Here is a 26,204-nt window from a genome sequence, read left to right as displayed (position 1 = left end):
CTGATTTTAGCATATAAAAAACGCGCCTTACGGCGCGTTTTTTTATAATCCATTAGTCCAATGAATTACTTTTTAGTTGGATAATTACGCTCAGGTTTACCAACATATAATTGACGAGGACGGCCAATTTTGTAAGGTCCACTGATCATTTCGTTCCAATGGGAAATCCAACCAATGGTACGAGACATGGCAAAAATCACCGTAAACATGCTGGTAGGAATACCAATCGCTTTCATAATGATGCCAGAGTAGAAGTCCACGTTAGGGTAAAGCTTACGCTCTACAAAATAAGGATCTTCTAGGGCGATTTGCTCAAGACGCTTCGCGATTTTTAGTAATGGATCATTCGATTGACCTAGTTCAGCCAACACTTGGTCGCAGGTCTCTCGCATCACTTTAGCGCGGGGGTCAAAGTTTTTGTAAACACGATGACCAAAGCCCATCAATCTAAACGGGTCGTTTTTATCTTTTGCTTTTGCAATGTATTCATCGATATTTTCAACGTCACCAATTTCTTCAAGCATTGTTAGTACCGCTTCGTTAGCGCCACCGTGAGCAGGCCCCCAAAGTGTTGCAATACCAGCAGCAATACAAGCAAATGGATTGGCGCCAGAGGAACCTGCTAAGCGTACAGTGGATGTCGAAGCATTTTGCTCATGGTCTGCATGCAGGATAAAGATTCTATCCATTGCTTTAGCGAAAACTGGGTTTACTACATAGTCTTCGCAAGGGTTTGCAAACATCATGTACAAGAAGTTCTCTGCATAAGATAGGTCGTTACGTGGGTACATAACAGGCTGATCTTTAGAGTATTTGTAGCATATAGATGCCAGCGTCGGCATTTTAGAAATTAGGCGAAATGCTGCAATTTCACGATGTTTAGGATTGTTAATATCCATATGATCTTGATAAAAAGCAGATAGCGCACCAACTAGGCCGCACATGATTGCCATCGGATGGGCATCATTTCTAAAGCCTTCAATGAATTTGTGCATCGATTGGTTCACCATGGTGTGTTTACCAACCGTTTTTTCAAATTCTGCTTTTTGGTCTTTATCGGGAAGTTCCCCATAAAGTAACAAGTAACATGTTTCTAGGTAGTCTGAATGCTCTGCAAGTTGGGCAATTGGGTAGCCTCGATGCAAAAGGATTCCAGCGTCTCCATCTATGAATGTAATAGAGGATTCACAAGAGCCGGTAGACATAAAGCCTGGATCGTAGGTGAATACACCGTTAGCGCCTAAGCTACGAACGTCTATAACGTCTGTGCCTAAAGTGCCTGAAAGAACAGGAAGCTCGATAGTTTTATCGATTCCGTCCACTTTGAGTGTCGCTTTTTTATCAGCCATTTATGGTCTCCTTCGTATTCTGGTTCGGGGCTAAGAAGTCGTAGGTTGACTCTACCTGGCCCAGAAGGTGCGGAAAAAATACTGTCTCTAGACTATAAATGTCAATCTTGTTCATTTGCACTCTATTTACATTAGGGTGTCTAATTTTGTAATTATCTGACAAAAATATAAAGTAGCATAAAGTCAAGGTGTTAGTGTTTTTTCAATATCCTATTGAAAAATAAGGTTTTTAATCCTGTTTTTTGTGTAAATAATTATGTAATTTTATACCATTATTGTTTCGGCTTATGGCTACATTCATTTGCTGAATGGTGACCATTGAAAACCTCTTGTTCAGTCTATTTGTCTTAGTATTTTTGGCTGGTCTATAATTGCGCCTCAGACGATTTCATTGATTTGCTGATGCTAATGGATAAAAGAGAGTCGCTTTTAAACATTTGTTTGCAAATCGATGAGATTTTCAAAGCAGGCCTATGACGTGATTGCGTTACTCTTTTTAAAGATTGTGTAATTGCGTATAGACATTGGGTCGTGATTGACCATTCAATCGATAAGATGGTGTAAAAAGTCGTGAATAAAAAAAGACCAGTCAACCTTGATATTTTAACAATATCGATGCCCGTCACAGCAATCGTGTCTATCCTTCACCGTGTAACAGGAATCATCCTTTTTGTGGGGTTAGCTTTCTTGTTTTATGCGTTCGATCTTTCTTTAGAATCTCAAGAAGGTTTTGATCAGGTGGTTAATGCACTGCAAACTAACTTTTTAGTTAAGTTTGTTATTTGGGGTGTTGTTTCTGCGCTGATGTACCACTTCGTAGCGGGTGTGAAACACTTGTTTATGGATATGGGGTATTTTGAAGAATTAGAAAGCGGACGTAGTGCTGCTATCGCAAACATTGTGATTGCTGCAGTTCTTATTGTATTAGCAGGAGTTTGGATATGGTAACTCAAATCACAAGTTTTGGTCGTTCAGGCCTTTACGACTGGATGATGCAACGAGTTTCTGCCGTTGTATTGTCTCTATACACGGTTTTCATTATCGGTTACTTGCTGCTTAATCCTGATCTTACATACGATCAGTGGAGCGCTTTATTTGAAGCAACATGGATGCGCATATTTAGCTTGATGGTGCTTTTATCTATTGGTATGCATTCTTGGATTGGCTTGTGGTCTATTTCTACAGACTATATTAAAGCAACTGGTGCTCGTTTCTTTTTTCAATCTCTATGCGGCCTTGTAATGTTTGTTTACATCGTATGGGGTGTTCAGGTTCTTTGGGGGCTATAAGTAATGGCAAATATTCGTACTATTTCTTTTGATGCCATTGTTATCGGTGGTGGTGGCGCAGGTATGCGTGCAGCACTTCAGTTAACTGAATCCGGTTTGAATACCGCATGTGTTACTAAAGTATTCCCAACGCGTTCACACACTGTGTCCGCTCAAGGTGGTATTACTTGTGCGATTGCAAGTGATGATCCAAATGATGATTGGCGCTGGCACATGTATGACACCGTAAAAGGGTCGGATTACATCGGTGACCAAGATGCTATTGAATACATGTGTTCTGTAGGTCCTCAGGCTGTTTTTGAGCTTGAACACATGGGTCTACCATTTTCTCGTACAGAGCAAGGTCGTATTTACCAGCGTCCATTTGGTGGACAGTCTAAAGATTTTGGTAAAGGTGGTCAGGCTGCTCGTACTTGTGCTGCTGCTGACCGTACAGGCCACGCTCTTCTTCATACGCTTTATCAGGGTAACCTTAAAGGCGGCACGACATTCTTAAATGAATGGTATGCGACTGATCTTGTGAAAAATAGCGAAGATGCGGTTGTTGGTGTTATTGCAATCTGTATTGAAAATGGTGAAACCGTCTATCTAAAAGCTAAGGCAACGGTTATCGCGACTGGTGGTGCTGGCCGTATTTATCAATCTACAACCAATGCTCACATCAATACAGGTGATGGTGTAGGTATGGCGTTGCGTGCTGGCTTCCCAATGCAAGATATGGAAATGTGGCAGTTTCACCCAACAGGTATTTATGGTGCAGGTACGCTTGTAACAGAAGGTTGTCGTGGTGAAGGTGGATACCTAATTAATAAAGACGGTGAACGCTTTATGGAGCGTTATGCTCCAAACGCAAAAGACCTTGCTGGTCGTGATGTTGTTGCTCGCTCAATGGTTCTTGAAATTTTAGAAGGCCGTGGCTGTGGTCCTGATGGTGATCACGTATTGCTTAAATTGGATCACTTGGGTGAAGAGACGTTGAATAAGCGTCTTCCTGGTATTCTTGAGCTTTCTCGTACTTTTGCTCACGTTGACCCAGTTAAAGAGCCAATTCCAGTTATCCCTACTTGTCACTATATGATGGGTGGTATTCCAACGAATATCGGTGGTCAAGCAATTAAGATTAACGAAGCGGGTGAAGACGTTATCATTGATGGTCTTTACGCGTGTGGTGAGGCTGCTTGTGTGTCTGTACATGGTGCAAATCGTCTTGGTGGTAACTCATTACTTGATTTGGTTGTGTTTGGGCGTGCAGTTGGTATTCAAGTTAAAAAATCTTTGGATGAAGGTTTTGAATCGCTTGATGCTGACGATACCAATATCGAAAAAGCGTTGGTTCGTCTAAATCGCTTAAATAACACAACAGGTGGTGAAAGTGTTGCCGCTGTTCGTGCGGACCTTCAGCGTGTAATGCAGCTCTACTTCGGTGTATTCCGTGATGGCGAGGCAATGCAGAAAGGTTTGTCTCAACTTAAAGATATTCGTACTCGTGTTGAGAATTTGCACCTTGAAGATAAGAGTCAAGCCTTTAACACTGCTCGTATTGAAGCTCTTGAACTTGAGAACTTATTGGAAGTTGCTGAAGCTACTGCTATTCCTGCTGAATTCCGTAAGGAAAGCCGTGGGGCTCACGCGCGTAATGACTTTACTGAACGTGACGATGAAAACTGGTTGAAACATTCTTTGTTCCACCCGGCTGATAAGAAAGTGACTAAGCGTGATGTAAACTTTGCGCCAAAAACTATGGAAGCTTTCCCACCTAAAATTCGTTCATACTAAGGAGTTGTGTCAATGTTAGTTAGTATTTATCGCTACAATCCTGAGAAGGACGACGCTCCTTATATGCAGGATTATGAAATTGAGTTGCCAGCAGGTAAAGACCTAATGGTGCTTGATGTTTTAAACTTGTTGAAGGCTCAAGATCCTAGTATTTCTTACCGTCGTTCATGCCGTGAAGGTGTATGTGGTTCAGATGGTATGAATATGTCAGGCAAAAATGGTCTAGCTTGTATTACGCCAGTTTCTGAAGCGGTTAAAAAAGGTAAGTTGGTATTGCGTCCACTTCCTGGTTTGCCTGTGGTTCGTGATCTTGTCGTAGATATGGGGCAATTCTATAAGCAATATGAGAAAATTCGCCCGTTCTTGATCAATGATGCGCCAGCACCAGCGATTGAGCGCTTGCAAAGCCCTGAAGAGCGTGAAAAGCTTGATGGCCTTTATGAATGTATCTTATGTGCTTGTTGTTCAACGGCTTGCCCATCTTTCTGGTGGAACCCAGATAAATTTGTTGGTCCGTCTGGCTTGTTGCAAGCATATCGTTTCTTGGCGGATAGTCGTGATACGGCAACTCAAGAGCGTCTTAGTGATTTAGATGATCCATTCAGCGTTTTCCGTTGTCACGGTATCATGAACTGTGTCAACGTTTGTCCTAAAGGATTAAATCCTACTAAGGCAATTGGTAATATTCGTACTATGCTTTTGCAGAGAGCGACCTAATAGTGCTCCGTGTGGTTCATAATTGCGTTTTGATGTGACCACCGAAAGTAGGCGGCTTGAATATTAATTTCAATGCCGCCATTTTTGCATATTCTTATGTAGAGAATGTAACAAAAAGAATTTAAAATTCGATCTTTACGAGCAAGGATGTACTAAGAAAAGCTACTGACTCAGTGATTATGGATTCAGGGTATTTTATTTAACTAAATAAAATACTTTTAGTGGCTTAGTATTGAAACGTAAAAGGGCGAAAGTAGCTGGAAATAAACAAAAAATCGAGGCTTTAATAGCCTTACGGGCCTGATAAAATGATCGACCTTAATCATAGGTTGATACCGGGACCCCGGTAGCTGGCTCGAACATAAGGGTGATCGAGAATGCACGAAAGTTTAATGGAGTTGCTGTGGAGCACCTCTCATTTTTCAGGTGGAAACTTGGAATATGTTGAAGGGTTGTTTGAAAGCTACCTCGTCGATCCGAACTCAGTGTCGGAAGAATGGCGTAAATGTTTTGATCAATTGCCTCGCGTAAGTGAAGCGCAATCAACTGATCTTCCTCATTCAGTGATTCAAGAGCAGTTTCTGCAGATTGGTAAGAATAAGTTCCGTTCAATGCCTGTTTCTACGGGTGTGGTAGCTAGTTCTGCACATGAACAGAAGCAAATTAACGTGTTGCAACTGATTAATGCTTATCGCGTACGCGGGCATCAACATGCGACACTTGATCCACTTGGATTGCAAAAGCGAGAAAAAGTTGCCGACCTAGATATTGGTTATCACCAATTAACTGGCGCTGACTTAGATACAACATTCAATGTAGGTTCTTTGTTTTTTAATAAAGACTCTCTCAAATTAAGTGAAATTGTATCCGAACTTGAAAAAACCTATTGCGGAAGCATAGGTTATGAATTCATGCACATTGTTGATACGCAAGAAAAAGCGTGGCTTCAACAGCGTGTTGAATCGGTTCGCTCGCATCCAGAATACTCACAAGAAACCCGTGAAAATTTACTAGAGCGTTTAACTGCAGCGGAAGGTCTAGAAAAATATCTTGCTAGCCGTTACCCAGGTGCAAAACGTTTTGGTCTTGAGGGTGGCGAGAGTCTGATCCCTATGGTGAATGAGTTGATTCAACGATCTGGCGCACTTGGCGCTAAAGAAGTTGTAATCGGTATGGCTCACCGTGGCCGTCTAAACGTCTTGGTTAATACACTAGGTAAAAACCCGAAAGACTTGTTTGATGAGTTTGAAGGTAAAAAACTAGTTAATACATCTGGTGACGTTAAATATCACCAAGGTTTCTCATCTAATGTGATGACAGCGGGTGGGGAAGTCCATATCGCCCTGTCTTTTAACCCATCGCATTTGGAAATCGTTTCTCCTGTTGTTGAAGGTTCGGTGCGAGCTCGTCAGGATCGTCGTAAAGACACGACGGGTAAAACTGTTGTTCCTATCTCAATTCATGGTGATGCTGCTTTTGCTGGTCAAGGTGTTGTTATGGAGACGTTCCAAATGTCTCAAACTCGCGCTTACCGCACTGGTGGTACGGTTCATATCGTTATCAACAACCAAGTTGGCTTTACTACTAACCGCCAAGAGGATTCTCGCTCTACTGAATACGCAACAGATGTTGCTAAAATCATTCAAGCGCCTATCTTCCACGTTAATGGTGATGATCCAGAGGCGGTGTTGTTTGTCACTCAGCTAGCATTGGATTACCGTTACGAATTTGGTCGTGATGTTGTGATTGACATGGTTTGTTACCGTCGTCGTGGTCATAATGAAACGGATGAGCCTTCTGGTACTCAGCCACTGATGTACAGCGTAATTAATAATCTGAAAACAACACGTACTCTTTACTCTGAGCGTCTAGTTGCAGAGTCTGTTGTTACACAAGAAAAATCAGACCAAATGGTCAGTGAGAATCGTGAAGATTTAGACAATGCTCGCCATGTTGCGAAAAGCCTTGTTCTTGAATCTCAAACTGGCTCATTTGTCGATTGGAAGCCTTATCTTGGTGTTGAATGGACTGATGCAGGTGATACGACATATCCATTGGCTAAATTACAGGAAGTCGCTAAGAAATTAACGAGTATTCCTGATGGTGTGGTTGTTCAGCGTCAAGTTCAAAAGATTTATCAAGATCGTGACAAAATGACAGCAGGTGCTTTGCCTCTAAACTGGGGTTACGCAGAAACATTGGCGTTTGCAACTTTGCTTGAGCAGGGTTATCCGATTCGTATTACGGGTCAGGATTCTGGTCGCGGTACTTTCTCGCATCGTCATGCGGTCATTCATAGTCAAAAAGATGGTAGTACTTATATTCCACTGAAACATTTGTCTGAAGATCAGCCTACACTAGATCTTTATGACTCTTACCTTTCAGAAGAAGCGGTATTGGCCTTTGAATATGGTTACGCAAGTACTTCACCAAAAGGTTTGGTTATTTGGGAAGCGCAGTTTGGTGACTTTGCCAACGGTGCACAGGTTGTTATTGACCAATTTATCACCAGTGGCGAGCACAAATGGGGTCGCTTATGTGGTTTGACTATGTTGTTGCCACACGGTTATGAAGGTCAAGGTCCTGAGCATTCATCAGCACGACTAGAGCGCTTCTTGCAGCTTTGTGCTGAATATAATATTCAGGTTTGTGTGCCGACTACACCGTCACAAATTTTCCATATCATTCGTCGTCAAGCGATTCGTCCAATGCGTCGTCCGCTTATCATCATGTCTCCTAAGAGTTTGTTGCGTCATAAACAAGCGATTTCGACACTAGAAGACTTGGCGGAAGGAAGCTTTAAAACGGTCCTACCAGAATCATCTGAAACAGTTACTGCGGATAAAGTGAAACGTATTGTCCTATGTAGCGGTAAGGTTTATTTCGACTTGATTAATCGTCGTGAAGAGCTACAAAAAGATGATGTTGCTGTGATTCGTTTGGAGCAATTGTATCCGTTCCCATACGCTGACCTTGAGTCTGAGTTAGAACAGTACAAAAATGTTGAGAGTTTGGTTTGGTGTCAAGAAGAGCCGAAAAACCAAGGTGCTTGGCATGCCAATCGTCACCGTATGAATCGAGTATTGGAAAAATTGTATCCAGAGTTAAAAATCCGCTTTGCAGGTCGAATTTCGTCTGCTGCACCAGCGGCTGGTTACATGTCTATCCATGTTGAAGAACAAGAAGCGCTGGTCAACGACGCATTAGTTGGTTAGTACCATAGCCTGTCAGAGAGATAAGGGTATAAAATGAGCATTGAAATTAAAGCACCTACTTTTCCAGAATCTGTAGCAGACGGCACCGTTGCTACTTGGTACAAACAGCCAGGCGAAGCCTGTGCACGTGATGAGCACATTGTAGATATCGAGACAGATAAAGTTGTCTTAGAAGTCGTTGCACCTGCAGATGGTGTGCTAAAAGAAATTTTAAAAGCGGAAGGCGACATCGTATTGAGCGATGAGGTTTTGGCTATTTTTGAATCTGGTGCAGCCGCTTCTGCTGCTCCAGCTCCAGCTGAAAAAGCAGCAGCCCCTGCAGCTGCTTCTTCTTCAAAAGAAACCGTTCAAATTAAAGCGCCAACTTTCCCTGAATCTGTTGCTGATGGTACGGTTGCTACTTGGTACAAACAACCAGGCGAAGCTTGTACACGTGATGATCATATTGTTGATATCGAAACCGATAAAGTTGTTCTAGAAGTTGTGGCGCCTGCTGATGGCGTGATCGGCGAAATCTTGAAAAACGAAGGCGATACTGTTCTTAGCGATGAAGTTCTTGCTAACTTCTTGGTAGGAGCATCTGGCTCTGAAGCGGCATCTGCTCCAGCAGCGTCTACTTCTGCTTCTGACGCAGAGGAAGACGGTGTTGCCGGTCCTGCTGCTCGTAAGGCTCTTTCTGAAGCTGGTCTAACTGTTGCTCAAGTTAAGGGCACAGGTAAAGGCGGTCGTATTACTAAAGAAGATGTTGATGCTGCTGTTAAAGCAAAATCAACCGCTCCTGCTACCCCAGCTAAAGCAGCGTCTGCACCTGCTGCTAAAGCGGCTACTGCGCCTACATCTACAGCGCTAGGTGCTGAAGGTCGCATTGAAAAACGAGTTCCTATGACTCGTCTTCGTGCAACTATTGCTAAGCGTTTGGTTGAGGCTCAGCAAACAGCAGCTCTATTGACGACTTACAATGAAGTGAACATGGGCCCAATCATGGAACTTCGTAAAAAGTACAAAGATGAGTTCATGAAAGCTCATAACGGTACTAAACTTGGTTTCATGTCTTTCTTCGTGAAAGCTGCAACTGAAGCGCTTAAACGCTTCCCAGCTGTAAACGCATCTATCGATGGCAACGACATGGTTTACCATGGTTACCAAGATATCGGTGTTGCTGTTTCTACTGACCGTGGTTTGATGGTTCCTGTTCTTCGTAACACTGAAGCGATGGGGCTTGCGGATATCGAGTCAGCAATCATGGATTTCGCACTTCGTGGTCGTGATGGCAAGCTTGGTATGGATGACATGCAAGGCGGTACTTTCACTATTACTAATGGTGGTACTTTCGGTTCTTTGCTATCTACTCCAATCATTAACCCACCTCAAACGGGTATCTTGGGTATGCATAAAATCCAAGAGCGCCCAATGGCTGTTAATGGTCAAGTTGTGATTCAGCCAATGATGTATTTGGCCTTGTCTTATGATCACCGTATGATTGACGGCAAAGAAGCCGTACAATTCTTGGTAACGATCAAAGACCTGCTTGAAGACCCAGCTCGTCTTTTACTTGAAATCTAAGTATTCGTACCAATTATTTGTATGAATTGAATACTGGACTGCATGTGTTATATGCCGTCCAGTTTGACTGAAAAATGGGACCTCTTATGTCTGATAAATTTGATGTTGTTGTAATTGGCGGCGGCCCTGGTGGCTATGTAGCCGCAATCCGAGCTGCTCAGTTAGGTCTGAAAACGGCTTGTATCGAAAAATGGTTAGACAAAGACAACAAGCCTCGTCTTGGCGGAACTTGTTTGAACGTTGGCTGTATTCCTTCTAAAGCCTTACTAGACTCTTCACAAAAATACCATGACGCAAAAGACGCTTTCGGCGTACACGGTATTAGTATGAAAGATGTCGCTATGAACGTTGATACTATGGTTGATCGTAAAGATAAAATCGTAGATCAATTGACTGGTGGTATCACAGGTCTGTTCAAAGCAAATGGCGTTACTAGCTTTGAAGGTTTCGGTAAAGTTTTAGCGAACAAGAAAGTAGAATTTACTGCTCATGACGGCACTGTGACTGTTATTGAAACTGAAAACGTTATTTTAGCAACGGGTTCTGTACCAGTTAACATTCCACCGGCTCCTCGTACAGGCGATATTATCGTTGATAACGAAGGTGCTCTTGATTTCCGCGCTGTACCAAAACGTCTTGGCGTTATCGGTGCTGGTGTTATCGGTCTAGAGCTTGGTTCTGTATGGGCTCGTCTAGGTTCTGAAGTAGTAGTGCTTGAAGCACAAGACTCTTTCCTTAGCCTTTGTGACCAAGACCTTGCTAAAGAAGCAGCGAAAATCTTTAAGAAACAACATCTTGATATTCGTCTTGGAGCCCGCGTTACTGGCAGCCAAATCAATGGCGAAGAAGTTGAAGTGACTTACCTTGATGCGAAAGGTGAAGAGCAGAAGCAAACGTTTGATAAGCTAATCGTAGCTGTTGGTCGTAAGCCATTCACTCAAGGTTGTTTCTCTGAAGACTCTGGTGTGAAACTAGATGAGCGTGGTTTTGTCTTTGTTGACGAGCAGTGTCGCACTTCTGTACCAGGCGTTTTCGCTATTGGTGATATCGTTCGTGGTCCAATGTTGGCTCATAAGGCGTCAGAAGAAGGTGTAATGGTTGCGGATATTATCGCTGGCCATAAAGCACAAATGAATTACGACTGCATTCCATCTGTTATTTATACTCACCCAGAGCTAGCTTGGGTTGGTAAAAATGAGCAAGAGCTAAAAGCAGAAGGTGTTAAGTTTAAAGTGGGCAAATTCCCATTTGCAGCGTCTGGTCGTGCTATGGCGGCTAATGACACTGATGGTTTCGTTAAGATGATTGCTTGTGAAGAAACTGATCGTATTTTAGGTTGCCATATCATTGGTGGCCATGCGGCTGATTTGATTGCACAAGCGGTTATTGCAATGGAATTCGGTTCTACAGCAGAAGATATTGCTTTGACTGTCTTTGCTCACCCAACAGTAAGTGAAGCAGTTCATGAAGCAGCGCTAGCGGTAGATAACCACGCGATCCATATCGCAAACCGTAAAAAGCGTTAATAAATTAGATTTGCCGGCTTCGAGCCGGCAATTTCTGTCTTAGCGGGCAGAGCTTATGTCAATCATTCAGATGAGCGGAAGAATCAAATGAACTTACATGAATATCAGGCTAAACAGCTTTTTGCTGAATACGGCCTGCCAGTATCTACAGGGTACGCAGTAGACACGCCAGAAGCGGCAGTTGAAGCAGCGAAGAAAATTGGTGGTGACAAGTGGGTTGTTAAAGCTCAGGTTCACGCTGGTGGTCGCGGTAAAGCAGGCGGTGTAAAGCTTGTTGATTCTTATGAAGAAGTTGCAGCGTTTACACAAAACTGGTTGGGTAAAAACCTAGTTACTTACCAAACAGATGCAAATGGTCAGCCTGTTGCTAAAATTCTAGTTGAATCTTGCACTGACATTGCTAACGAATTGTACCTAGGTGCAGTTGTTGACCGTTCTACTCGTCGCGTTGTTTTCATGGCGTCAACTGAAGGCGGTGTTGAAATTGAGAAAGTTGCTGAAGAAACTCCAGAACTTATCCACAAAGCGATTATCGACCCTCTAGTAGGTGCACAACCTTACCAAGCTCGTGAATTGGCATTTAAATTGGGTCTTAACCCAACTCAAATCAAGCAATTCACTAAAGTATTCCTTGGTTTGTCTCAAATGTTCCACGATTACGATTTCGCACTTCTTGAAATCAACCCTCTAGTAATCACTGATGAAGGTAACCTTCATTGTCTAGATGGCAAAATCGGCATCGACAGCAACGCTGTTTACCGTCAGAAGAAAATGCAAGAGTTCCACGATCCATCTCAAGAAGATGAGCGTGAAGCGCATGCAGCTAAATGGGAACTTAACTATGTAGCTCTAGACGGAAACGTTGGCTGCATGGTAAACGGTGCCGGCCTAGCAATGGGTACTATGGATATCGTTAACCTACACGGCGGCAAACCTGCTAACTTCCTAGACGTTGGTGGCGGTGCAACTAAAGAACGTGTTGCTGAAGCATTCAAAATCATCCTTTCTGACAGCAATGTTAAAGCGGTATTGGTTAACATCTTTGGTGGTATCGTACGTTGCGATATGATCGCTGAAGGTATTATCGGTGCGGTAGAGCAAGTAGGTGTTAACGTGCCTGTTGTTGTTCGTCTTGAAGGTACTAACGCAGAGAAAGGCCGTGAAGTTCTTGCAAATTCAGGTCTAGACATCATCGCTGCAACAAGTCTAAAAGACGCGGCTGAACAAGTTGTTAAAGCTGCGGAGGGCAAATAATAATGTCTGTTTTAATTAATAAAGATACTAAAGTAATCTGTCAGGGTTTCACTGGCGGACAAGGTACGTTCCACTCTGAGCAAGCGATTGCATACGGAACGAAAATGGTTGGTGGTGTTACTCCTGGTAAGGGTGGTCAAACTCACCTAGGTCTACCAGTTTTCAACACTGTTAAAGAAGCCGTTGAACAAACAGGTGCAGAAGCTTCTGTTATCTACGTTCCAGCTCCTTTCTGCAAAGACTCTATCCTTGAAGCGGCGAATGCTGGTATCAAACTAATCGTTTGTATCACTGAAGGTGTTCCGACTCTTGACATGCTTGACTGTAAAGTTAAATGTGACGAGCTAGGCGTACGTCTAATCGGACCTAACTGCCCAGGTGTTATCACACCAGGTGAGTGTAAGATTGGTATCATGCCTGGTCACATCCACATGCCTGGTAAAGTAGGTATCGTATCTCGTTCTGGTACTTTGACTTATGAAGCTGTTAAGCAAACTACTGATGCTGGTTTCGGTCAATCTACTTGTGTAGGTATTGGTGGTGACCCAATTCCTGGTACTAACTTCATCGACGTATTGGAAATGTTCCAAAACGATCCACAAACTGAAGCGATTGTTATGATCGGTGAAATTGGTGGTACTGCTGAAGAAGAAGCGGCTGCTTACATCAAAGCAAACGTAACTAAACCTGTTGTTTCTTACATTGCTGGTGTAACTGCACCTGCTGGTAAGCGTATGGGTCACGCTGGCGCAATCATTTCTGGCGGTAAAGGTACAGCTGACGAGAAATTCGCAGCTCTACAAGATGCTGGTGTTAAAACTGTTCGCTCTCTAGCGGACATCGGTACTGCACTTAAAGAAATCACTGGCTGGTAAGCTAGTATTCTAAAGTGTTGCTGATTATAAAATCCCTGCTTCGGCGGGGATTTTTTTTTGCCTACATAGGTGTCAATTATGATGTGTCCCTTTTGTTTGAGTGATAATGCATGCGGTGTTGCCAATATTGAACCTTGTTGGTGTTTTAATATCATCATTCCTAAGGAAATGTTAGCACTGCTTTCTTCAGAGCAAAAAGACAAGATGTGTGTTTGTCGGCAATGTATTGATTGGTATGAAAGAGATAAATCAGGCTTTTTAAAGAAATTTCATTTAAGTTAAGGTTGTTTCTATAGCTTGTTTCTGGCCTGAGTTTAGACAGGTGTTTTTTAAAAAAATAAAAAGGATTGGGTGATGAGTAATGAATTAAAAAAATCAATTTATGACATTACTGTCATTGGTGCAGGTATTGTTGGTCTATCTACTGCGTGGCAGTTGCTTCAGCGTTATCCTAAATATCGCATTTTATTGGTCGAAAAAGAATCCGAAGTAGGGGTGCATCAAACAGGGCACAATTCTGGTGTTATACATGCTGGTGTGTATTACGCGCCAGGTAGTCTTAAGGCGGATTTTTGCCAGCGTGGAGCAAAAGCGACTAAGGCTTTTTGTCTCCAGCATGATATTGAGTTCGACGAATGCGGTAAGTTGTTGGTTGCGACGAATGCGCTTGAAGAAGAGCGTATGGAAGCCTTGTACCTACGTTGTCAGGACAATGGTTTGGAAGTGCATAAGTTAGATCAGGCTCAATTAAAAGAGCGTGAACCGAATGTTAAAGGCGTTGCGGCACTGTTTGTCCCATCTACTGGGATTGTGAACTATCGTAAGATTTGTCAAAAGCTGGCTGAGCTTTTTGTGCAAAAAGGTGGAGAGTTACGTTTAAGTGCCGAAGTACAGAATCTTGAAGAAAGCTATGAGCGGGTTGCAATCACGTTAAATAACGATGTGGTTCATACTTCCTACCTTGTTAGTTGTGGTGGTCTTATGGCTGACCGTTTGACTAGAATGCTCAATATTCCGACTGATTTTCAGATTATTCCTTTTCGGGGCGAATACTATCAATTGCCAGCGAAACATAATCAGATTGTGAATCATCTTATTTATCCTATTCCGGATCCAGGCTTGCCTTTTTTAGGAGTACATCTGACTAGGATGATTGATGGTTCAGTGACGGTTGGTCCTAATGCGGTACAAGGATGGAAGCGAGAAGGGTACGGTCGAATCAATATTGATTTGCGTGATATTTTCGACATGGTGTGTTTTCCAGGTTTTTGGAAATTGCTAATGAATCATTGGCAAACAGGGTTGGTAGAGACAAAAAACTCTTGGTATAAGCCTGGCTATTTAGCCCAAGTTCGAAAGTATTGTGATCTTATTTCTCTGGATGATTTACAGTCCTATCCTGCTGGAATAAGAGCTCAAGCCGTAATGAGCGACGGCAGTTTGGTGCATGATTTTCTGTTTGCTCAAAGCGCTCGAACCTTACATGTTTGTAATGCGCCTTCACCTGCAGCTACCAGTGCATTTCCTATTGGTGCTTATATCATCGACAAACTCGATGAACAAATTACGTCTGTTTAGTACGAAAGCATTGTGAAATAAAGGTGGCTTGGTTTGTGCTATGTAAGGGTTTCGATATAGAGTGGAGTACGTAATAATCACTGATAAGGAATAAGTATGACGGGTTTGAAGAAAAATCTAGGCTTTACTCATCTGGCGCGAGGTATTGCAGCCGCGTTGCTTATTACTCAAGTGACGGCATGTGGTACTTTGCTTTATCCTGAGCGTCGTGGTCAAACAAATGGCCAAATCGACGTGGGTGTTGCTGCATTAGATGCTATTGGTTTGTTGTTCTTTTTTGTTCCAGGTGTTGTGGCGTTTGGTGTGGACTTTATTACCGGTGCAATTTATTTACCAGGCGGCGGTATGGCGAGTTTAACGGAAGATGAATTGAACTCGATTAAAAATGGCCCTGATTCGATAGACGTTGAAAAGTTTAAAACTGTGATGGCTCAGCGTAGCGATATTAAACTGCCAAAAGATGCTTACACAGATCAATTGAATGTGATGGCCATGTCGTCTACTCAGTCTCTTAAAACGGCAATGAATATGTCTAATGAGCGAGTTGCTTCTGCTCAAGCTTACTAAGCCGTTAAAGTAAAAGAGTAAGTTTGGATTTATAAGCCAATTGAATATTTAAACTAAAGAATGGATTTTTTAGTTTAAAGATTTAAAAACTACTCAGCCGTACACGCCTGATAAATGATTTTTTGCATGGCTGTTATATCTTGGCCTTGGTCTAGTGTTACTAATTTAGCCTTTGTCTTAAAAATATATTCCCAAATATTGTCAGCGATGCTGATAGATTCTCCCTTAATTTGTATTATTAATGCGACATCGTGCTTTCGAACGAGGGCGGATATTTCACTTGGTGAAAATACGGTTGCCCCAAGAACCTGAGTTCGGTTATTCCATGGTTCATCATCAATGAACGCCGTAATTTCGATAGGTTGCTGTGCATGTTTGTTGTTGTCTAGTAGAGATTTCGATAAAGAAAAGCATAGATAATCTATTCCAATAACAATCACTTTTTTGGGTGTCGCATTACTCTGAAAAAGTCGCCTAACAAAATGCATTAGTTGAATCATGTCTCATTAAACCGTTTTGCTATAGCGTTGTTTTGGTCTGCCACCCGTCTTGTAGTCTAGCGTCATGCTGACTTGGCCTTGGGCTTCTAAGTACTCAAGATAACGTCTGGCAGTAATTCGGCTAAGGTTGATAGCTTCGCCTATGTCTTCTGCAGTGAACGGACTCTCATCCATGGTGTCAAGATACTGAGTGAGTTTGTCTAGGGTGTTTTCATCAATACCTTTTGGTGTTTTACGGCTTCCGTCTAACGCTGCACTTTTTCTAAATAGGGCATCTATATCTTGCTGATCAATTTTATCATTTTTAGTAAGGCGTTTTTTAAAGTCCAAATAATCATCAAGTGCTTGTAAGACACGAGACATTCGAATGGGCTTTACAAGGTAATCCATCACACCAAGCTGAATGGCTTTTTCAATAGTCGCCGTTTCTCGCTCAGCTGTGGTCATAATAAAGGCCGCTTTCATGCCTTTGCTTTTTAATAATTTTACTAGATCAATTCCGTTACCATCGGGTAGGGAAATATCCACCATAATAAGCTCCGGATCGAAAGCTTCTGCTTTTAACTCCGCTTCTATAAGGCTTTCGCAAGCTGCGACAACATAGAAATCTGTGTGTTGGTTGATGGTACTTTCTAATACATAGCTAGCACGTAGATCATCTTCCACTATCATGACCGGAATGCGATTCATCTTGTTAGCGCTCGTTTTTCTAAATAAATACTAAAAACAGTGGTGTTAAACTCACTGCGTTCCCAATCAAGACTGCCGTGATATTGATCGACAATTTTTTTGACCAAATAAAGCCCGATGCCGTGTTGTTCCGTATTGTGTTTGCTGCTGACGCCAAAGTCTAATATTCGACTTTCCAGCTTTTCATCAACCCCAGCGCCACTGTCTTCAATTTGGATCATGATGTGGGCATTTCGGTCACTAATATACAGCTTAACAAAAGGTGGTGTAAGTAGTCTGTTAGACCAAGCGGCCAATAAAGCGTTGTCGATTAGATTTCCTACTAATGTGACTAATGCTTCGTTAGTTTTGGATGGATATCGGCCAAGCTGGCAGTCGCTTTCGATCAGCATGTCGACTTTTAGGTCTTTAGCTTTATTGTGTTTGGCGAAAATTAGCCCTGCAACAGCGCTGTTCTCAATAGTTTTTATGATGCGTCTTAGTGCGACTTGATCGCCGTCGCTTTCCTGCTGAAGAAATTCGATTGCATCATCATAGCGTTCGGCCTGCAACATGCCGGATAACACGTTTAAGTGATTGGCATACTCATGGGTTTTTGCACGAAGTAGGTCTGCATAGTTTTTGGTAGACGTGAGTTCTTGTTCTAAGGATTTTTCACCGTGATCTGGAAAAAATACAATGACATAGCCAATATCGCCTTTTTGGATTTTTATTGGGTATAAAGTCGCAATGAACTCTAATTTTCCTAAATTAAAACGGTTTTGTGTGATTTTTCCTTTTGCTTCTAGTGCGAAGTGAGAAAGACTTTGTGATTGTTCGCTCAATGGTTTACTAACAACCTGAGGGGCATTCAGCACATTCATGGTTAGCCACTCAATTGCCATGCTGTTGATTGCCGTGATGTTTTGTTCATGATCGATTGCCACAATGCCATCGCGAATACTGTCCAAAATTAATTCATGCTCTTTGAATTTTTGAACAATCTCTTCTGGTTCTAAGCTTAAAAAAGTTCGTTTGAGTTTTAGAATTAAAAAGCCAGCAATGATAATACCAAGAAGATAAACAAAACCGACCAGCAGTCCTGCTTCTTGTAAATGTTTAAAAATTAACTCGCTAGTGGGTTGGGATAAATAACCAATGCTAATAGCCCCAATGATTTGACCATCTTTTCGTATGGTGACGGAGTTTCGAATCGCTTGACCTAGTGTACCAACGGCAACTTTTGTGTAATCTTTGCCTTGGTTTAGTGCTTGGTAAATATCATCACCTACAAAGCGTTTACCGACTCTTTCTGGTTCCGGATGACTCAAACGAATTGAATCTTTATTAACAACAACAATGTAAGAGGCGTCTGTTTGGGCGCGAAGCATTTCTATGTAAGCTTGAATGTCATTAGGCTTGCCTAGGTTGCTTAATTCTACGGCTTGAATCACTTTTTCATTGTTGGCGATTACTCGGCCTAGTTCTAGGCCTCGTTGGCTAATGCTATCTAAATAGGTTTTTTGTAGGGAATAACCCAACACCACGCCGACAGCTAACACAATAATAGTGATGGTAGAGAGCGTAATTAAGGCAAGATAAGACTTTAGAGTCATTCGCGTGTCTAGATTAATAAAAGATGGAACGCGATTATACAGTATACGGGGGCATCACTAAACATTACGTAAAGTTAGCTCAAAATATATCCGGATTGTTTCGTTGAGTCTACCGTTGCTCTTTGGATGAAATATCTAATACAAATGAAGCTCCTGGTGATGTGTTATGTGCAGTAATTCCCCATCCGTGAATCAAAGCAATTTCCATGCAGATGGCTAATCCTAAGCCCGCTCCATTGATTTTTTGCTTAGGGGCACGCCAAAATCGATTGAATAGTAACGTCATGTGTTCTTCATCGATACCTTGACCATGATCTCTGACGATTAGCGTATTGTCTGTGATAGTGACATCGATAGTCGCACCTATAGGTGAGTGATAAATAGCATTCTCAATTAGATTTTTGAGGAGTATAAAAAGTGTACTTGGATCTGCGTTGAGATGAACCCTTTTAGTATTGTTAATGATTTTAATCGACACCTCATGTACTTTAGCAATGCGAGATAAATAGTTGGCTGCATCATTAACCACATTAACGAGAGCTATTTCCTGGAAGGAATAATTATGTGATTCACGTACTTCGGCGAGGTGAAGTAGTTGGTTAATTTGGCGTGAAATATGATCTACATCTTCTAATATAAGATTTTTAGAGTCTGTTTTCTCTAGCATTTCAACTTCCCCTCTAATAAGCGTTAAAGGGGTTTTTAGTTCGTGTGCAGCTGTCGCCAAAAACTCCTGTTGAACCTTAAAGCCTTGCTCTAACCTTTCAAGTGCCTCATTAAAGGCGCTAATAAGTGGTACTAGCTCGTCTGGCATTCCGGCGATGGATAATCGGCCTTGAAGGTTTTGAGGTGTGATTTTATAAGCGACTGCAGAGGCATCTCTTAGTGGACGTAACATAAAATGTATAGTGATAATCACAGCGATACTAACTATAAGTAACGATAATAAAGAGACTAGTAGAACGGTCTTTGAAATTGGGGATATGTTCGTTATTTGAAATACATCTAATAGTCTAAGACTCGTAGCGACTTGTAAATTGTAGTTGGTAAAAGGAAGAGGGAGCTTATGATTTAGCGCATAAAATAATGAATTTTCATGATTGAAGTTAAAATAGGTTGTATCTTTGTTATAAGATTCATTGTTTGGGGAAAAAGCTTCATACGATTTACTTGAAGATGATACTACTTCGCCTTTTTCATTAATGATTTGGTAAAAAATATCTTTATTTAAGATACTGTATATCCAGTTTCCTTCCTCACTATTACTTTGAAAAACATAAGGTACTCCTTGAGGGTCCGTTTTGATATCTTCTATTAAAAAACTCACTTGTTTATTTAAAATGTGATCAATTAAAATGTTAGGGTTTAGTAAAAATAAATAAGTGTAAATGCCACTTATTAGTAATATTAGCGCGGTGAAAAAGGCGATAATTAGCCGAGCTTTAAGGCTATTTTTGATGATTTTTTTTAGATATGACATAACCTCGGCCTCGAATATTTGAGATAACTATTTGCGATCCTACAGTAAATAATTTTCGACGGATTCTATGTAATGCGACATCTAGAGCATTCGGTGTAACCGCTTGAGTTAACCCCCATGCGCCTTGTTCTAGTTTACTTCTAGTGACCGTTTCACCTTCAGCTTGTATCAATATGTATAGAATTTGAACTTCTGCTGGAGCAAGGGGAGCGATCTGATTACCGCATTTAAGTTGAGCATTATTGATGTCCAGTGTTAGATCTCCGAAAGCAGGAGTTAAAGATTTAATAGTGGTTGGTCTACGAAGAAGCGCTCTAACTCTGGCTACTAATTCGTCCATAGCAAAGGGTTTCACTAGATAGTCATCTGCTCCCGTTTCCAAGCCCTCTATACGATCGTGCACAGCATTTCTGGCGGTGAGCACTAAACAGGGGATAGTGATATTATTTTTACGTAATATCTTTAGCAGCTTTAATCCATCACCGTCTGGTAATCCTCGATCTAGTATGAGTAAGCTATATTCTTGTATATCCAGTGCGAGTTTAGCAGTGGCTAAATTAGTAAATGCATCTAGCTCAATACCAGATTTTTGTAAGGCAATAGACACCATATTGGCTAGGCGATCATTATCTTCAACTAAAATAATTCGATTCATATAAGATATATAAGTAAATTGGAATAGAAAAATTACCTTAGGAAAATAGCTTCATAAGGTAATTTCTAGGGATTTATTTGTGACAAGGAAGGTGTTATTTAAAACGATATATGTAGCCTAGATAAGCCGCCGCAGTTGTCTTTTTATCGACCAAGGGACTATCTTTAATTTCATCACCGAATTGTTTAACACTAACATCTAATGCTAATGACTGTTGATTATCTATAGCGTAATTGAAACGAACGCCAGCATCTAATACGGTTGTAGATTTACCATTATATTGTGATCTATTTGCATTTACTTCAGAGGATTTTACGCCATAATAATAATTTACATACTTATCACTATACCATGTCGTGCCAATACTTGGCTCGACTTGCAGGCGTTCACTAATTTTAAAGCCCTTCGATATTGAAATGGACGCTTGCTGGCCTTCGCTGTTGTCCATTGCATCTACTAGAGCGTCAAGTTTTAAATCAAACATAGGGTTACTCCACGTCATTGCAGGGCCAATCCAGAGGCTTGAGTCTCTGGTGTCCATGCCATCAAAAATATAAGAATCTGAGTCATCATAACCATCACCTAAGGCATATTTTCCGCGTATGCTAAAGGTGGTGTTATTTATATTGGCTACTTTAACGTCCAACGTGGTGCCGACGAGTGAAACCCAAGAGTTATCAAAAAACACAAGAGGTAATACTTCGAATTCATTATCGACGCCAATGTATTCAGGGTCACTAAAGCCAGCTCCAATACCCAAGGCAAATGACGTTGTACCATCGGCCATTGCATTACTTATTGGAACGAAAGCAAAAATTATTGATGCGATAGTATGTTTTTTTATGGGGGATATCTGACTCAGTCGAGTGTTCTCAAATTTGCTCGATTGTGTATTTTTAAGGGTCTTTATCACTATATTCTCCAAATTCTATAAAATGTGTTTTTACTATAGGGCGCGAAATATTACTGCACACTTACAGGCAAATTTTTTGTGTCCCCACTTGTAAATTGCGATGGTTTGATGTTTTAAATGCCACCACTGTTAGATATTTCTTTATTTGTGTTGGATCGGTGTTTAAATAATGCGGTGAACCGAAGCTCTATGTTATGCATATAAGTAAACACCACAGGGACTACCAATAAGCTCAAGCAGGTCGAAGTAATGAGTCCTCCAATGACTGCAATTGCCATAGGTTGTCGAAAACTCGCGTCTGCGCCGTAGCCAATTGCGATAGGGAGCATTCCAGCAATCATTGCTACCGTAGTCATAATGATAGGACGAGCTCTTTTATGGCAGGCATCTACAAGTGCGTCATGCATACTTAACCCTTGTTTTTTCATCGACATCACGGCGTATTCCACAAGAAGAATAGAGTTTTTAGTGACAATCCCCATGAGCATAATTAAGCCAATCATCGATGGAATATCCAATTCACTGTCTGCTAACAATAAGGCAACAAAGGCGCCTCCTAAAGACAAAGGAATTGCTGACAATATCGTAATCGGCTGTAGAAAATCTTTAAATAACAAAATCAATACGCACAAAACACATAGTAATCCCGTGATGATGGCCGTGCTGAAACCGGATCCTAGTTCGTTCATTAACTCAGCATCACCAGCTTCGGTTAAATGTACGTTGTCTGGGAGTCCTTTGATTGATGGGAGCTCATAGACAGTATTGACAATATCCCCCAGTGCGCTCCCATTTAGTTTTGCATTAATAGTGATAAAGCGTTCACGATCATAGCGATCTATTTGTGAGGGGCCGCTTTTTAAGGAAAGAGAAGCCACGCTAGATAGAGGTATTAGTTGTCCGTTGCGTCCCGGTACATGCAAATTGTTAAGTGTTTCCATATCAAGTCGATGGTTATCAGCTAACTGAACACGGATATAGATTTGTCTAGAGTCTAAATTCAACTTCGCAAGTTGTGAGTTATAGTCTCCGCTGGTGGCAATTCGGATAGTGTCACCAATTGCAGATGTTGATATGCCAAGCTCCGCAGCACGTTGTAAATTAGGACGAACAATAACCTCAGGGCGCTCTAAGCTAGCGGTAGATTGAATGTTTGAGATACCACTGATGGCACGAAACTCTTTTAAGACGTTATTTGCACTTGCTTTTAGAGCTGCGCTATCGTCACTGGCAAGAATAAAAGACAGTTCTTGCCCTAGACCGCCACCAACTGAAAACCTTGCACCAGGTACATTAATCAAGGCACTGCGTAAGGCTTTTTCTATATCGCCTTGTGTTGCTCTTTGATCTCTTTCTTTTAAAATCAAAGTTAATTTGCTTTTACGTACATCACCGCTTGCAGCACTAGCACCTTCTCCACCAGCTACGCCTACCGTTGTAAACACATGGTCGATCCCAGCTACATTAGCGAGTGCTTTGCGGGCCTCTTCCGCTTTCGCCAAGGTAGTTTTAAAAGCGCTACCAGGAGGAAGTTCAATTGATACGCTCGTATAATTAGTATTAGAGGCTGGCATTAGCCCCGTATTTAATAGTGGCACTAAGGATACTGATGCTGCAAATATAGCAAAGGTAGCGATTAGTGTTGTGAAGCGATGTGCTAATGTCCAGTTCACTAGAGATAGGTAGAATGTAAGTAACTTTCCTTGTTTTTCTTCTACTTTTTGCATTTTGGGTTTCAGCATATAAGCGGCCATCATGGGTGTTAGTAGACGGGCAACTAATAATGATGACAGTACTGCAACAACAGCGGTCCAGCCAAATTGCTTGAAAAATAATCCTGTTACGCCACTCATCATGGCCGTTGGAGCAAATACCATAACGAGTGTCATTGTTGTTGCCATAACGGCTAGGGCTATTTCTGTTACTGCATCACCTGCGGCTCTTTTAATATTTTTCCCCATGCTTGCATGGCGTTCGATATTTTCTATTTCGACAATGGCATCGTCCACAAGAATGCCGACAATGACGGCAAGAGCGAGTAGGGTTAAAGTGTTTAATGAATAATCTAGAAAATGCATGGCTGCAAAAGTAGGCAAAATTGACAGCGGTAAAGCCGTTGCCGCAATCAGTGTTGCGCGCCAATCACGTAAGAACCACCAGACAATTAATATGGCTAAAAAAGCCCCTTCAAAGAGCATATTTATTGAGCCTTTGTACTGCTCTTCAGTCTGAGACACTTTGTCGTAGACTAGCGTAAAATTAATATTATCTTTGCTTTTAAGATCTTTAAGCTCCTTTTTTATGCCTGCTGCGATCTGAGTTTCATCGAATCCGTTTGCACGATAGACTTGGAAACCTACAACAGCCTGACCATCTAACAAGGCTATTTGAGTTCTTTCTGCGGTGGTGTCCTGAACGTTGGCCACTTGGTCTAGTCGAAGGTAGCGGCCATCTGACAACACAATAGGGAAGGCTTTTAATTCTGCAGCTGTTTTGACTGTTGTGATAGTTCGAACAGATTGCTCAGTGTTTCCCAGCTGCATTCTACCGCCAGAAGACTCCATTTGAGCATTGCGAAGCGCTTGAGATACATCGCTTGCTGTTACACCAAGTCCAGTAAGCCTAGTTGGATCTAGCGCAATACGTATTTCACGCTGTACACCACCAACTCGCTCAAAACGGCCAAGGCCAGGAACAGTTAGAACATGTTTGCTTATTGTATTGTCGATATACCAAGAGAGTTCTTCCTCACTCATACGCGGTGCATTTATTGCGTAGGTCAGCAGTGTGTCTGCACCTACCGTTTCAGCACTTACAGACGGTTCAAGTAAGTCATCTGGTAAGTCAGAACGAATACCATCCAATGCATTTCGAGATTCTATTAATGCATCAGAAAGGGATTTCTCTAAGATAAACTCTACGCGTATGTTAACAACACCGTCGGTGATCGCGGTTTGTATATGGCGAAGTCCAGACAAGGTCGCTAAAGCATCTTCAGCTTTTCTCGCAACTTCTGTTTCAAGCTGAGCAGGCGCTGCTCCTGGTAGGGATAATGCAACTACGACAGTGGGTAATTGGATGTCTGGGAATTCTGCGATAGACAACTCTCTAAAGCTTTTAATACCCGCAACAGATAGTAAGATAAACAATAAAATCGTAGGGATAGGGTTTCGAATAGACCAAGTGGCGAAATTTTCAGTCAACTTGCTCATAGTATCTCCTGCTTTTGCGATATTGCTGAGTCAATGCTTGATGTGTTTTCACTTACTACTTTTACAATATCGCCTTCGCTAAGAAAGCCAGCTCCTTGATTTATGACGGTAGTATTAGCCTGTATTTTTCCTATGACCTCGACATAATCTCCTTGGCGGCGTGCTACTTCGACAGGGCGTTGTATCACTTGTTGGGTTGCTGCAACTAGCTCAAAGACATAGCTGCGGCCATCACGGATAACCACGCTGGCTGCAGGTACAACAAGCGCAGGTGTTTTATTGAGTTGGATATTACCAGTGGCAAACATACCAGCACGTGCTTTGCTGTTTGGCTCAATCGCCGCGTATGCAGTGATCATTCGGGTCTCTGGGTTCATCGTGGGTGAGATCTGGCGTACATACGCAGTTGCCGTACTATTATTGGCAAGATCAAGTGTCACTTTTTGACCTACAGCTAGCTGAGTTGCTTGCATTGCAGTAAGTTGACCATGCCATTCAATTCGATTGTCTCGAATGAGACGAAACAGTTCTTCTCCAACTGAGCCGATAGCACCTAGAGTTGCTGATCTAGAGCTAATTACTCCGTTATCAGGCGCGACTACATTGATGTAACTTAATTGCAACGTATTCGACGCGAGTTGAGCTTTGACGGCTAATGCTGCAGCTGCTGTGGTTTGTTTTTGTGTTTCGGCTTGTAGTAGGTTTTGTCTGCTTATACCACCAGTTTGGCTGAGTGCTAGCGCTCTTTTATAATCAACAGAAGCTTGTAAAACTAGAGCTGATGCTTCATCAAGATTCGCTTTTAATAAAGCCCTTTCATTTAGTAGGCTTGCACTTTCAAAGCGAGCAATTATTTGCCCTTTTTTCACCTGGTCGCCTGTATCAACCAGTACGTCAATCAATCGTAAGCCAGTTAATTGTGCTCCGATAATCGCTTCTTGCCACGCAACAATACCCCCAGACGCTTCAATGCTGTCACTCCATTCTAAAGAACTCACCGTTGCAGTCGTGACGGTTAATGCCGCTGCTGGTTTTATCTCATTCTCAATGGCATAGGCTGAGGACGAAAAATATTGTGCAACAATCAGTATACTGCTTGTTGTTATGGCAGTGAGTAGTATTGATTTCTTCGATAATACTTTCTTGAGCCCCCGTAGTTTATTGATGGTCATTATTTTTCCTATGTGTGTGGGTAGCGTTGAATATGCGATTGATTCATGAATTTCAGGAGTATTACCTGATTCTCAAATTACGATTACCTACATTAATTTCTTAAATATTACTCAACACTTACTTAGGAAATTATTTAGTGTTCCTTAATGACACTTTCTAAAGGTCGACGGGATTGCTCTTCAATTCTTGCTTCATCAGCGCGGTATCCAAGGGCAATTACTACCGGAATGACAGCACCTCGAGGAAGGTCTAATAATTTACTCAATTTTGCAGCTGA

General features: G+C 41.8%; 21 protein-coding genes. 12 read left to right on the top strand and 9 right to left on the bottom strand.

Annotated features, from left to right (window positions below):
- Positions 1-65: 65 nt before the first annotated feature.
- Entirely contained in the window at positions 66-1,349 is a 1,284-nt protein-coding gene (gene gltA, locus KPL72_RS13960; protein WP_212915735.1) for a citrate synthase, read from the bottom strand.
- Positions 1,350-1,919: 570 nt separating this feature from the next.
- Here gltA and sdhC point away from each other — a divergent pair.
- From sdhC to KPL72_RS13900, 12 genes are all read left to right on the top strand, one after another.
- The gene (sdhC, locus tag KPL72_RS13955; protein ID WP_212915734.1) at positions 1,920-2,297 is read left to right on the top strand and encodes a succinate dehydrogenase, cytochrome b556 subunit; all 378 of its coding nucleotides are present in this window, start codon (positions 1,920-1,922) and stop codon (positions 2,295-2,297) included.
- Complete coding sequence (sdhD, locus tag KPL72_RS13950; protein WP_072839974.1) at positions 2,291-2,638, top strand: succinate dehydrogenase, hydrophobic membrane anchor protein; 348 nt, start codon at positions 2,291-2,293, stop codon at positions 2,636-2,638. Before sdhC ends, sdhD begins: the two co-directional genes overlap by 7 nt.
- Positions 2,639-2,641: 3 nt before the next feature.
- On the top strand, positions 2,642-4,414 hold the full coding sequence (gene sdhA, locus KPL72_RS13945; RefSeq protein ID WP_212915733.1) for a succinate dehydrogenase flavoprotein subunit: 1,773 nt from the start codon (positions 2,642-2,644) through the stop codon (positions 4,412-4,414).
- Positions 4,415-4,426: 12 nt separating this feature from the next.
- Positions 4,427-5,131, top strand: a complete 705-nt coding sequence (locus tag KPL72_RS13940; RefSeq protein WP_212915732.1) for a succinate dehydrogenase iron-sulfur subunit — start codon at positions 4,427-4,429, stop codon at positions 5,129-5,131.
- A 377-nt stretch (positions 5,132-5,508) separates the two neighbouring features.
- Positions 5,509-8,346 carry a 2-oxoglutarate dehydrogenase E1 component gene (locus tag KPL72_RS13935; RefSeq protein ID WP_212915731.1) on the top strand — a complete coding sequence of 946 codons (2,838 nt, stop codon included), beginning with the start codon at positions 5,509-5,511 and terminating at the stop codon, positions 8,344-8,346.
- Positions 8,347-8,379: 33 nt separating this feature from the next.
- Entirely contained in the window at positions 8,380-9,909 is a 1,530-nt protein-coding gene (gene odhB, locus KPL72_RS13930; protein ID WP_219703327.1) for a 2-oxoglutarate dehydrogenase complex dihydrolipoyllysine-residue succinyltransferase, read from the top strand.
- Positions 9,910-9,995: 86 nt separating this feature from the next.
- Complete coding sequence (lpdA, locus tag KPL72_RS13925) at positions 9,996-11,435, top strand: dihydrolipoyl dehydrogenase (RefSeq protein WP_212915729.1); 1,440 nt, start codon at positions 9,996-9,998, stop codon at positions 11,433-11,435.
- A gap of 87 nt (positions 11,436-11,522) precedes the next feature.
- Positions 11,523-12,689 (top strand): ADP-forming succinate--CoA ligase subunit beta, encoded by a 1,167-nt coding sequence (gene sucC, locus KPL72_RS13920; RefSeq protein WP_212915728.1) that lies wholly within the window; start codon positions 11,523-11,525, stop codon positions 12,687-12,689.
- A gap of 2 nt (positions 12,690-12,691) precedes the next feature.
- The gene (gene sucD / locus KPL72_RS13915) at positions 12,692-13,564 is read left to right on the top strand and encodes a succinate--CoA ligase subunit alpha (RefSeq protein WP_212915727.1); all 873 of its coding nucleotides are present in this window, start codon (positions 12,692-12,694) and stop codon (positions 13,562-13,564) included.
- Between the two features lie 78 nt (positions 13,565-13,642).
- Positions 13,643-13,846 (top strand): cysteine-rich CWC family protein, encoded by a 204-nt coding sequence (locus KPL72_RS21490; protein ID WP_212915726.1) that lies wholly within the window; start codon positions 13,643-13,645, stop codon positions 13,844-13,846.
- Between the two features lie 72 nt (positions 13,847-13,918).
- The gene (lhgO, locus tag KPL72_RS13905) at positions 13,919-15,142 is read left to right on the top strand and encodes an L-2-hydroxyglutarate oxidase (protein WP_212915725.1); all 1,224 of its coding nucleotides are present in this window, start codon (positions 13,919-13,921) and stop codon (positions 15,140-15,142) included.
- Between the two features lie 96 nt (positions 15,143-15,238).
- A complete protein-coding gene (locus KPL72_RS13900; RefSeq protein ID WP_212915724.1) occupies positions 15,239-15,709 on the top strand; it encodes a hypothetical protein in 471 nt (156 codons plus the stop codon).
- Positions 15,710-15,798: 89 nt separating this feature from the next.
- On the opposite strand, the gene KPL72_RS13895 is transcribed toward KPL72_RS13900, so the two are convergent.
- The 8 genes from KPL72_RS13895 to KPL72_RS13860 all read right to left on the bottom strand — a co-directional run bounded on the left by KPL72_RS13895 (position 15,799) and on the right by KPL72_RS13860 (position 25,926).
- Positions 15,799-16,209: a nucleoside-diphosphate sugar epimerase/dehydratase gene (locus KPL72_RS13895; RefSeq protein WP_249411583.1), complete on the bottom strand. Its 411-nt coding sequence runs from the start codon at positions 16,207-16,209 to the stop codon at positions 15,799-15,801.
- Between the two features lie 6 nt (positions 16,210-16,215).
- Entirely contained in the window at positions 16,216-16,899 is a 684-nt protein-coding gene (locus KPL72_RS13890) for a response regulator (protein ID WP_212915723.1), read from the bottom strand.
- Positions 16,896-18,494 (bottom strand): ATP-binding protein, encoded by a 1,599-nt coding sequence (locus KPL72_RS13885; RefSeq protein WP_249422260.1) that lies wholly within the window; start codon positions 18,492-18,494, stop codon positions 16,896-16,898. Before KPL72_RS13885 ends, KPL72_RS13890 begins: the two co-directional genes overlap by 4 nt.
- A gap of 109 nt (positions 18,495-18,603) precedes the next feature.
- A complete protein-coding gene (locus KPL72_RS13880; RefSeq protein ID WP_219703326.1) occupies positions 18,604-19,974 on the bottom strand; it encodes a HAMP domain-containing sensor histidine kinase in 1,371 nt (456 codons plus the stop codon).
- Entirely contained in the window at positions 19,943-20,629 is a 687-nt protein-coding gene (locus KPL72_RS13875; RefSeq protein WP_219703325.1) for a response regulator transcription factor, read from the bottom strand. Before KPL72_RS13875 ends, KPL72_RS13880 begins: the two co-directional genes overlap by 32 nt.
- Positions 20,630-20,723: 94 nt before the next feature.
- Positions 20,724-21,416 (bottom strand): MipA/OmpV family protein, encoded by a 693-nt coding sequence (locus KPL72_RS13870; RefSeq protein ID WP_219703324.1) that lies wholly within the window; start codon positions 21,414-21,416, stop codon positions 20,724-20,726.
- Between the two features lie 239 nt (positions 21,417-21,655).
- The gene (locus KPL72_RS13865) at positions 21,656-24,754 is read right to left on the bottom strand and encodes an efflux RND transporter permease subunit (RefSeq protein ID WP_219703323.1); all 3,099 of its coding nucleotides are present in this window, start codon (positions 24,752-24,754) and stop codon (positions 21,656-21,658) included.
- Positions 24,751-25,926 carry an efflux RND transporter periplasmic adaptor subunit gene (locus KPL72_RS13860; RefSeq protein ID WP_219703322.1) on the bottom strand — a complete coding sequence of 392 codons (1,176 nt, stop codon included), beginning with the start codon at positions 25,924-25,926 and terminating at the stop codon, positions 24,751-24,753. Before KPL72_RS13860 ends, KPL72_RS13865 begins: the two co-directional genes overlap by 4 nt.
- Between the last annotated feature and the right edge of the window lie 278 nt (positions 25,927-26,204).

This window comes from Marinomonas lutimaris (genome assembly GCF_019426345.1).
In the GTDB taxonomy this organism is placed as follows: Bacteria; Pseudomonadota; Gammaproteobacteria; order Pseudomonadales; family Marinomonadaceae; genus Marinomonas; species Marinomonas lutimaris.
This window is presented reverse-complemented; position numbering and strand designations above follow the sequence as displayed.

Coding starts and splice junctions, on each gene's coding strand:
- gltA (WP_212915735.1), bottom strand. CDS start 1,349: ATGGCTGATAAAAAAGCGACACTCAAAGTGGACGGAATCGATAAAACT.
- sdhD (WP_072839974.1), top strand. CDS start 2,291: ATGGTAACTCAAATCACAAGTTTTGGTCGTTCAGGCCTTTACGACTGG.
- sdhA (WP_212915733.1), top strand. CDS start 2,642: ATGGCAAATATTCGTACTATTTCTTTTGATGCCATTGTTATCGGTGGT.
- KPL72_RS13940 (WP_212915732.1), top strand. CDS start 4,427: ATGTTAGTTAGTATTTATCGCTACAATCCTGAGAAGGACGACGCTCCT.
- KPL72_RS13935 (WP_212915731.1), top strand. CDS start 5,509: ATGCACGAAAGTTTAATGGAGTTGCTGTGGAGCACCTCTCATTTTTCA.
- odhB (WP_219703327.1), top strand. CDS start 8,380: ATGAGCATTGAAATTAAAGCACCTACTTTTCCAGAATCTGTAGCAGAC.
- lpdA (WP_212915729.1), top strand. CDS start 9,996: ATGTCTGATAAATTTGATGTTGTTGTAATTGGCGGCGGCCCTGGTGGC.
- sucC (WP_212915728.1), top strand. CDS start 11,523: ATGAACTTACATGAATATCAGGCTAAACAGCTTTTTGCTGAATACGGC.
- sucD (WP_212915727.1), top strand. CDS start 12,692: ATGTCTGTTTTAATTAATAAAGATACTAAAGTAATCTGTCAGGGTTTC.
- KPL72_RS21490 (WP_212915726.1), top strand. CDS start 13,643: ATGATGTGTCCCTTTTGTTTGAGTGATAATGCATGCGGTGTTGCCAAT.
- lhgO (WP_212915725.1), top strand. CDS start 13,919: ATGAGTAATGAATTAAAAAAATCAATTTATGACATTACTGTCATTGGT.
- KPL72_RS13900 (WP_212915724.1), top strand. CDS start 15,239: ATGACGGGTTTGAAGAAAAATCTAGGCTTTACTCATCTGGCGCGAGGT.
- KPL72_RS13895 (WP_249411583.1), bottom strand. CDS start 16,209: ATGATTCAACTAATGCATTTTGTTAGGCGACTTTTTCAGAGTAATGCG.
- KPL72_RS13890 (WP_212915723.1), bottom strand. CDS start 16,899: ATGAATCGCATTCCGGTCATGATAGTGGAAGATGATCTACGTGCTAGC.
- KPL72_RS13885 (WP_249422260.1), bottom strand. CDS start 18,494: ATGACTCTAAAGTCTTATCTTGCCTTAATTACGCTCTCTACCATCACT.
- KPL72_RS13880 (WP_219703326.1), bottom strand. CDS start 19,974: ATGTCATATCTAAAAAAAATCATCAAAAATAGCCTTAAAGCTCGGCTA.
- KPL72_RS13875 (WP_219703325.1), bottom strand. CDS start 20,629: ATGAATCGAATTATTTTAGTTGAAGATAATGATCGCCTAGCCAATATG.
- KPL72_RS13870 (WP_219703324.1), bottom strand. CDS start 21,416: ATGGCCGATGGTACAACGTCATTTGCCTTGGGTATTGGAGCTGGCTTT.
- KPL72_RS13865 (WP_219703323.1), bottom strand. CDS start 24,754: ATGAGCAAGTTGACTGAAAATTTCGCCACTTGGTCTATTCGAAACCCT.
- KPL72_RS13860 (WP_219703322.1), bottom strand. CDS start 25,926: ATGACCATCAATAAACTACGGGGGCTCAAGAAAGTATTATCGAAGAAA.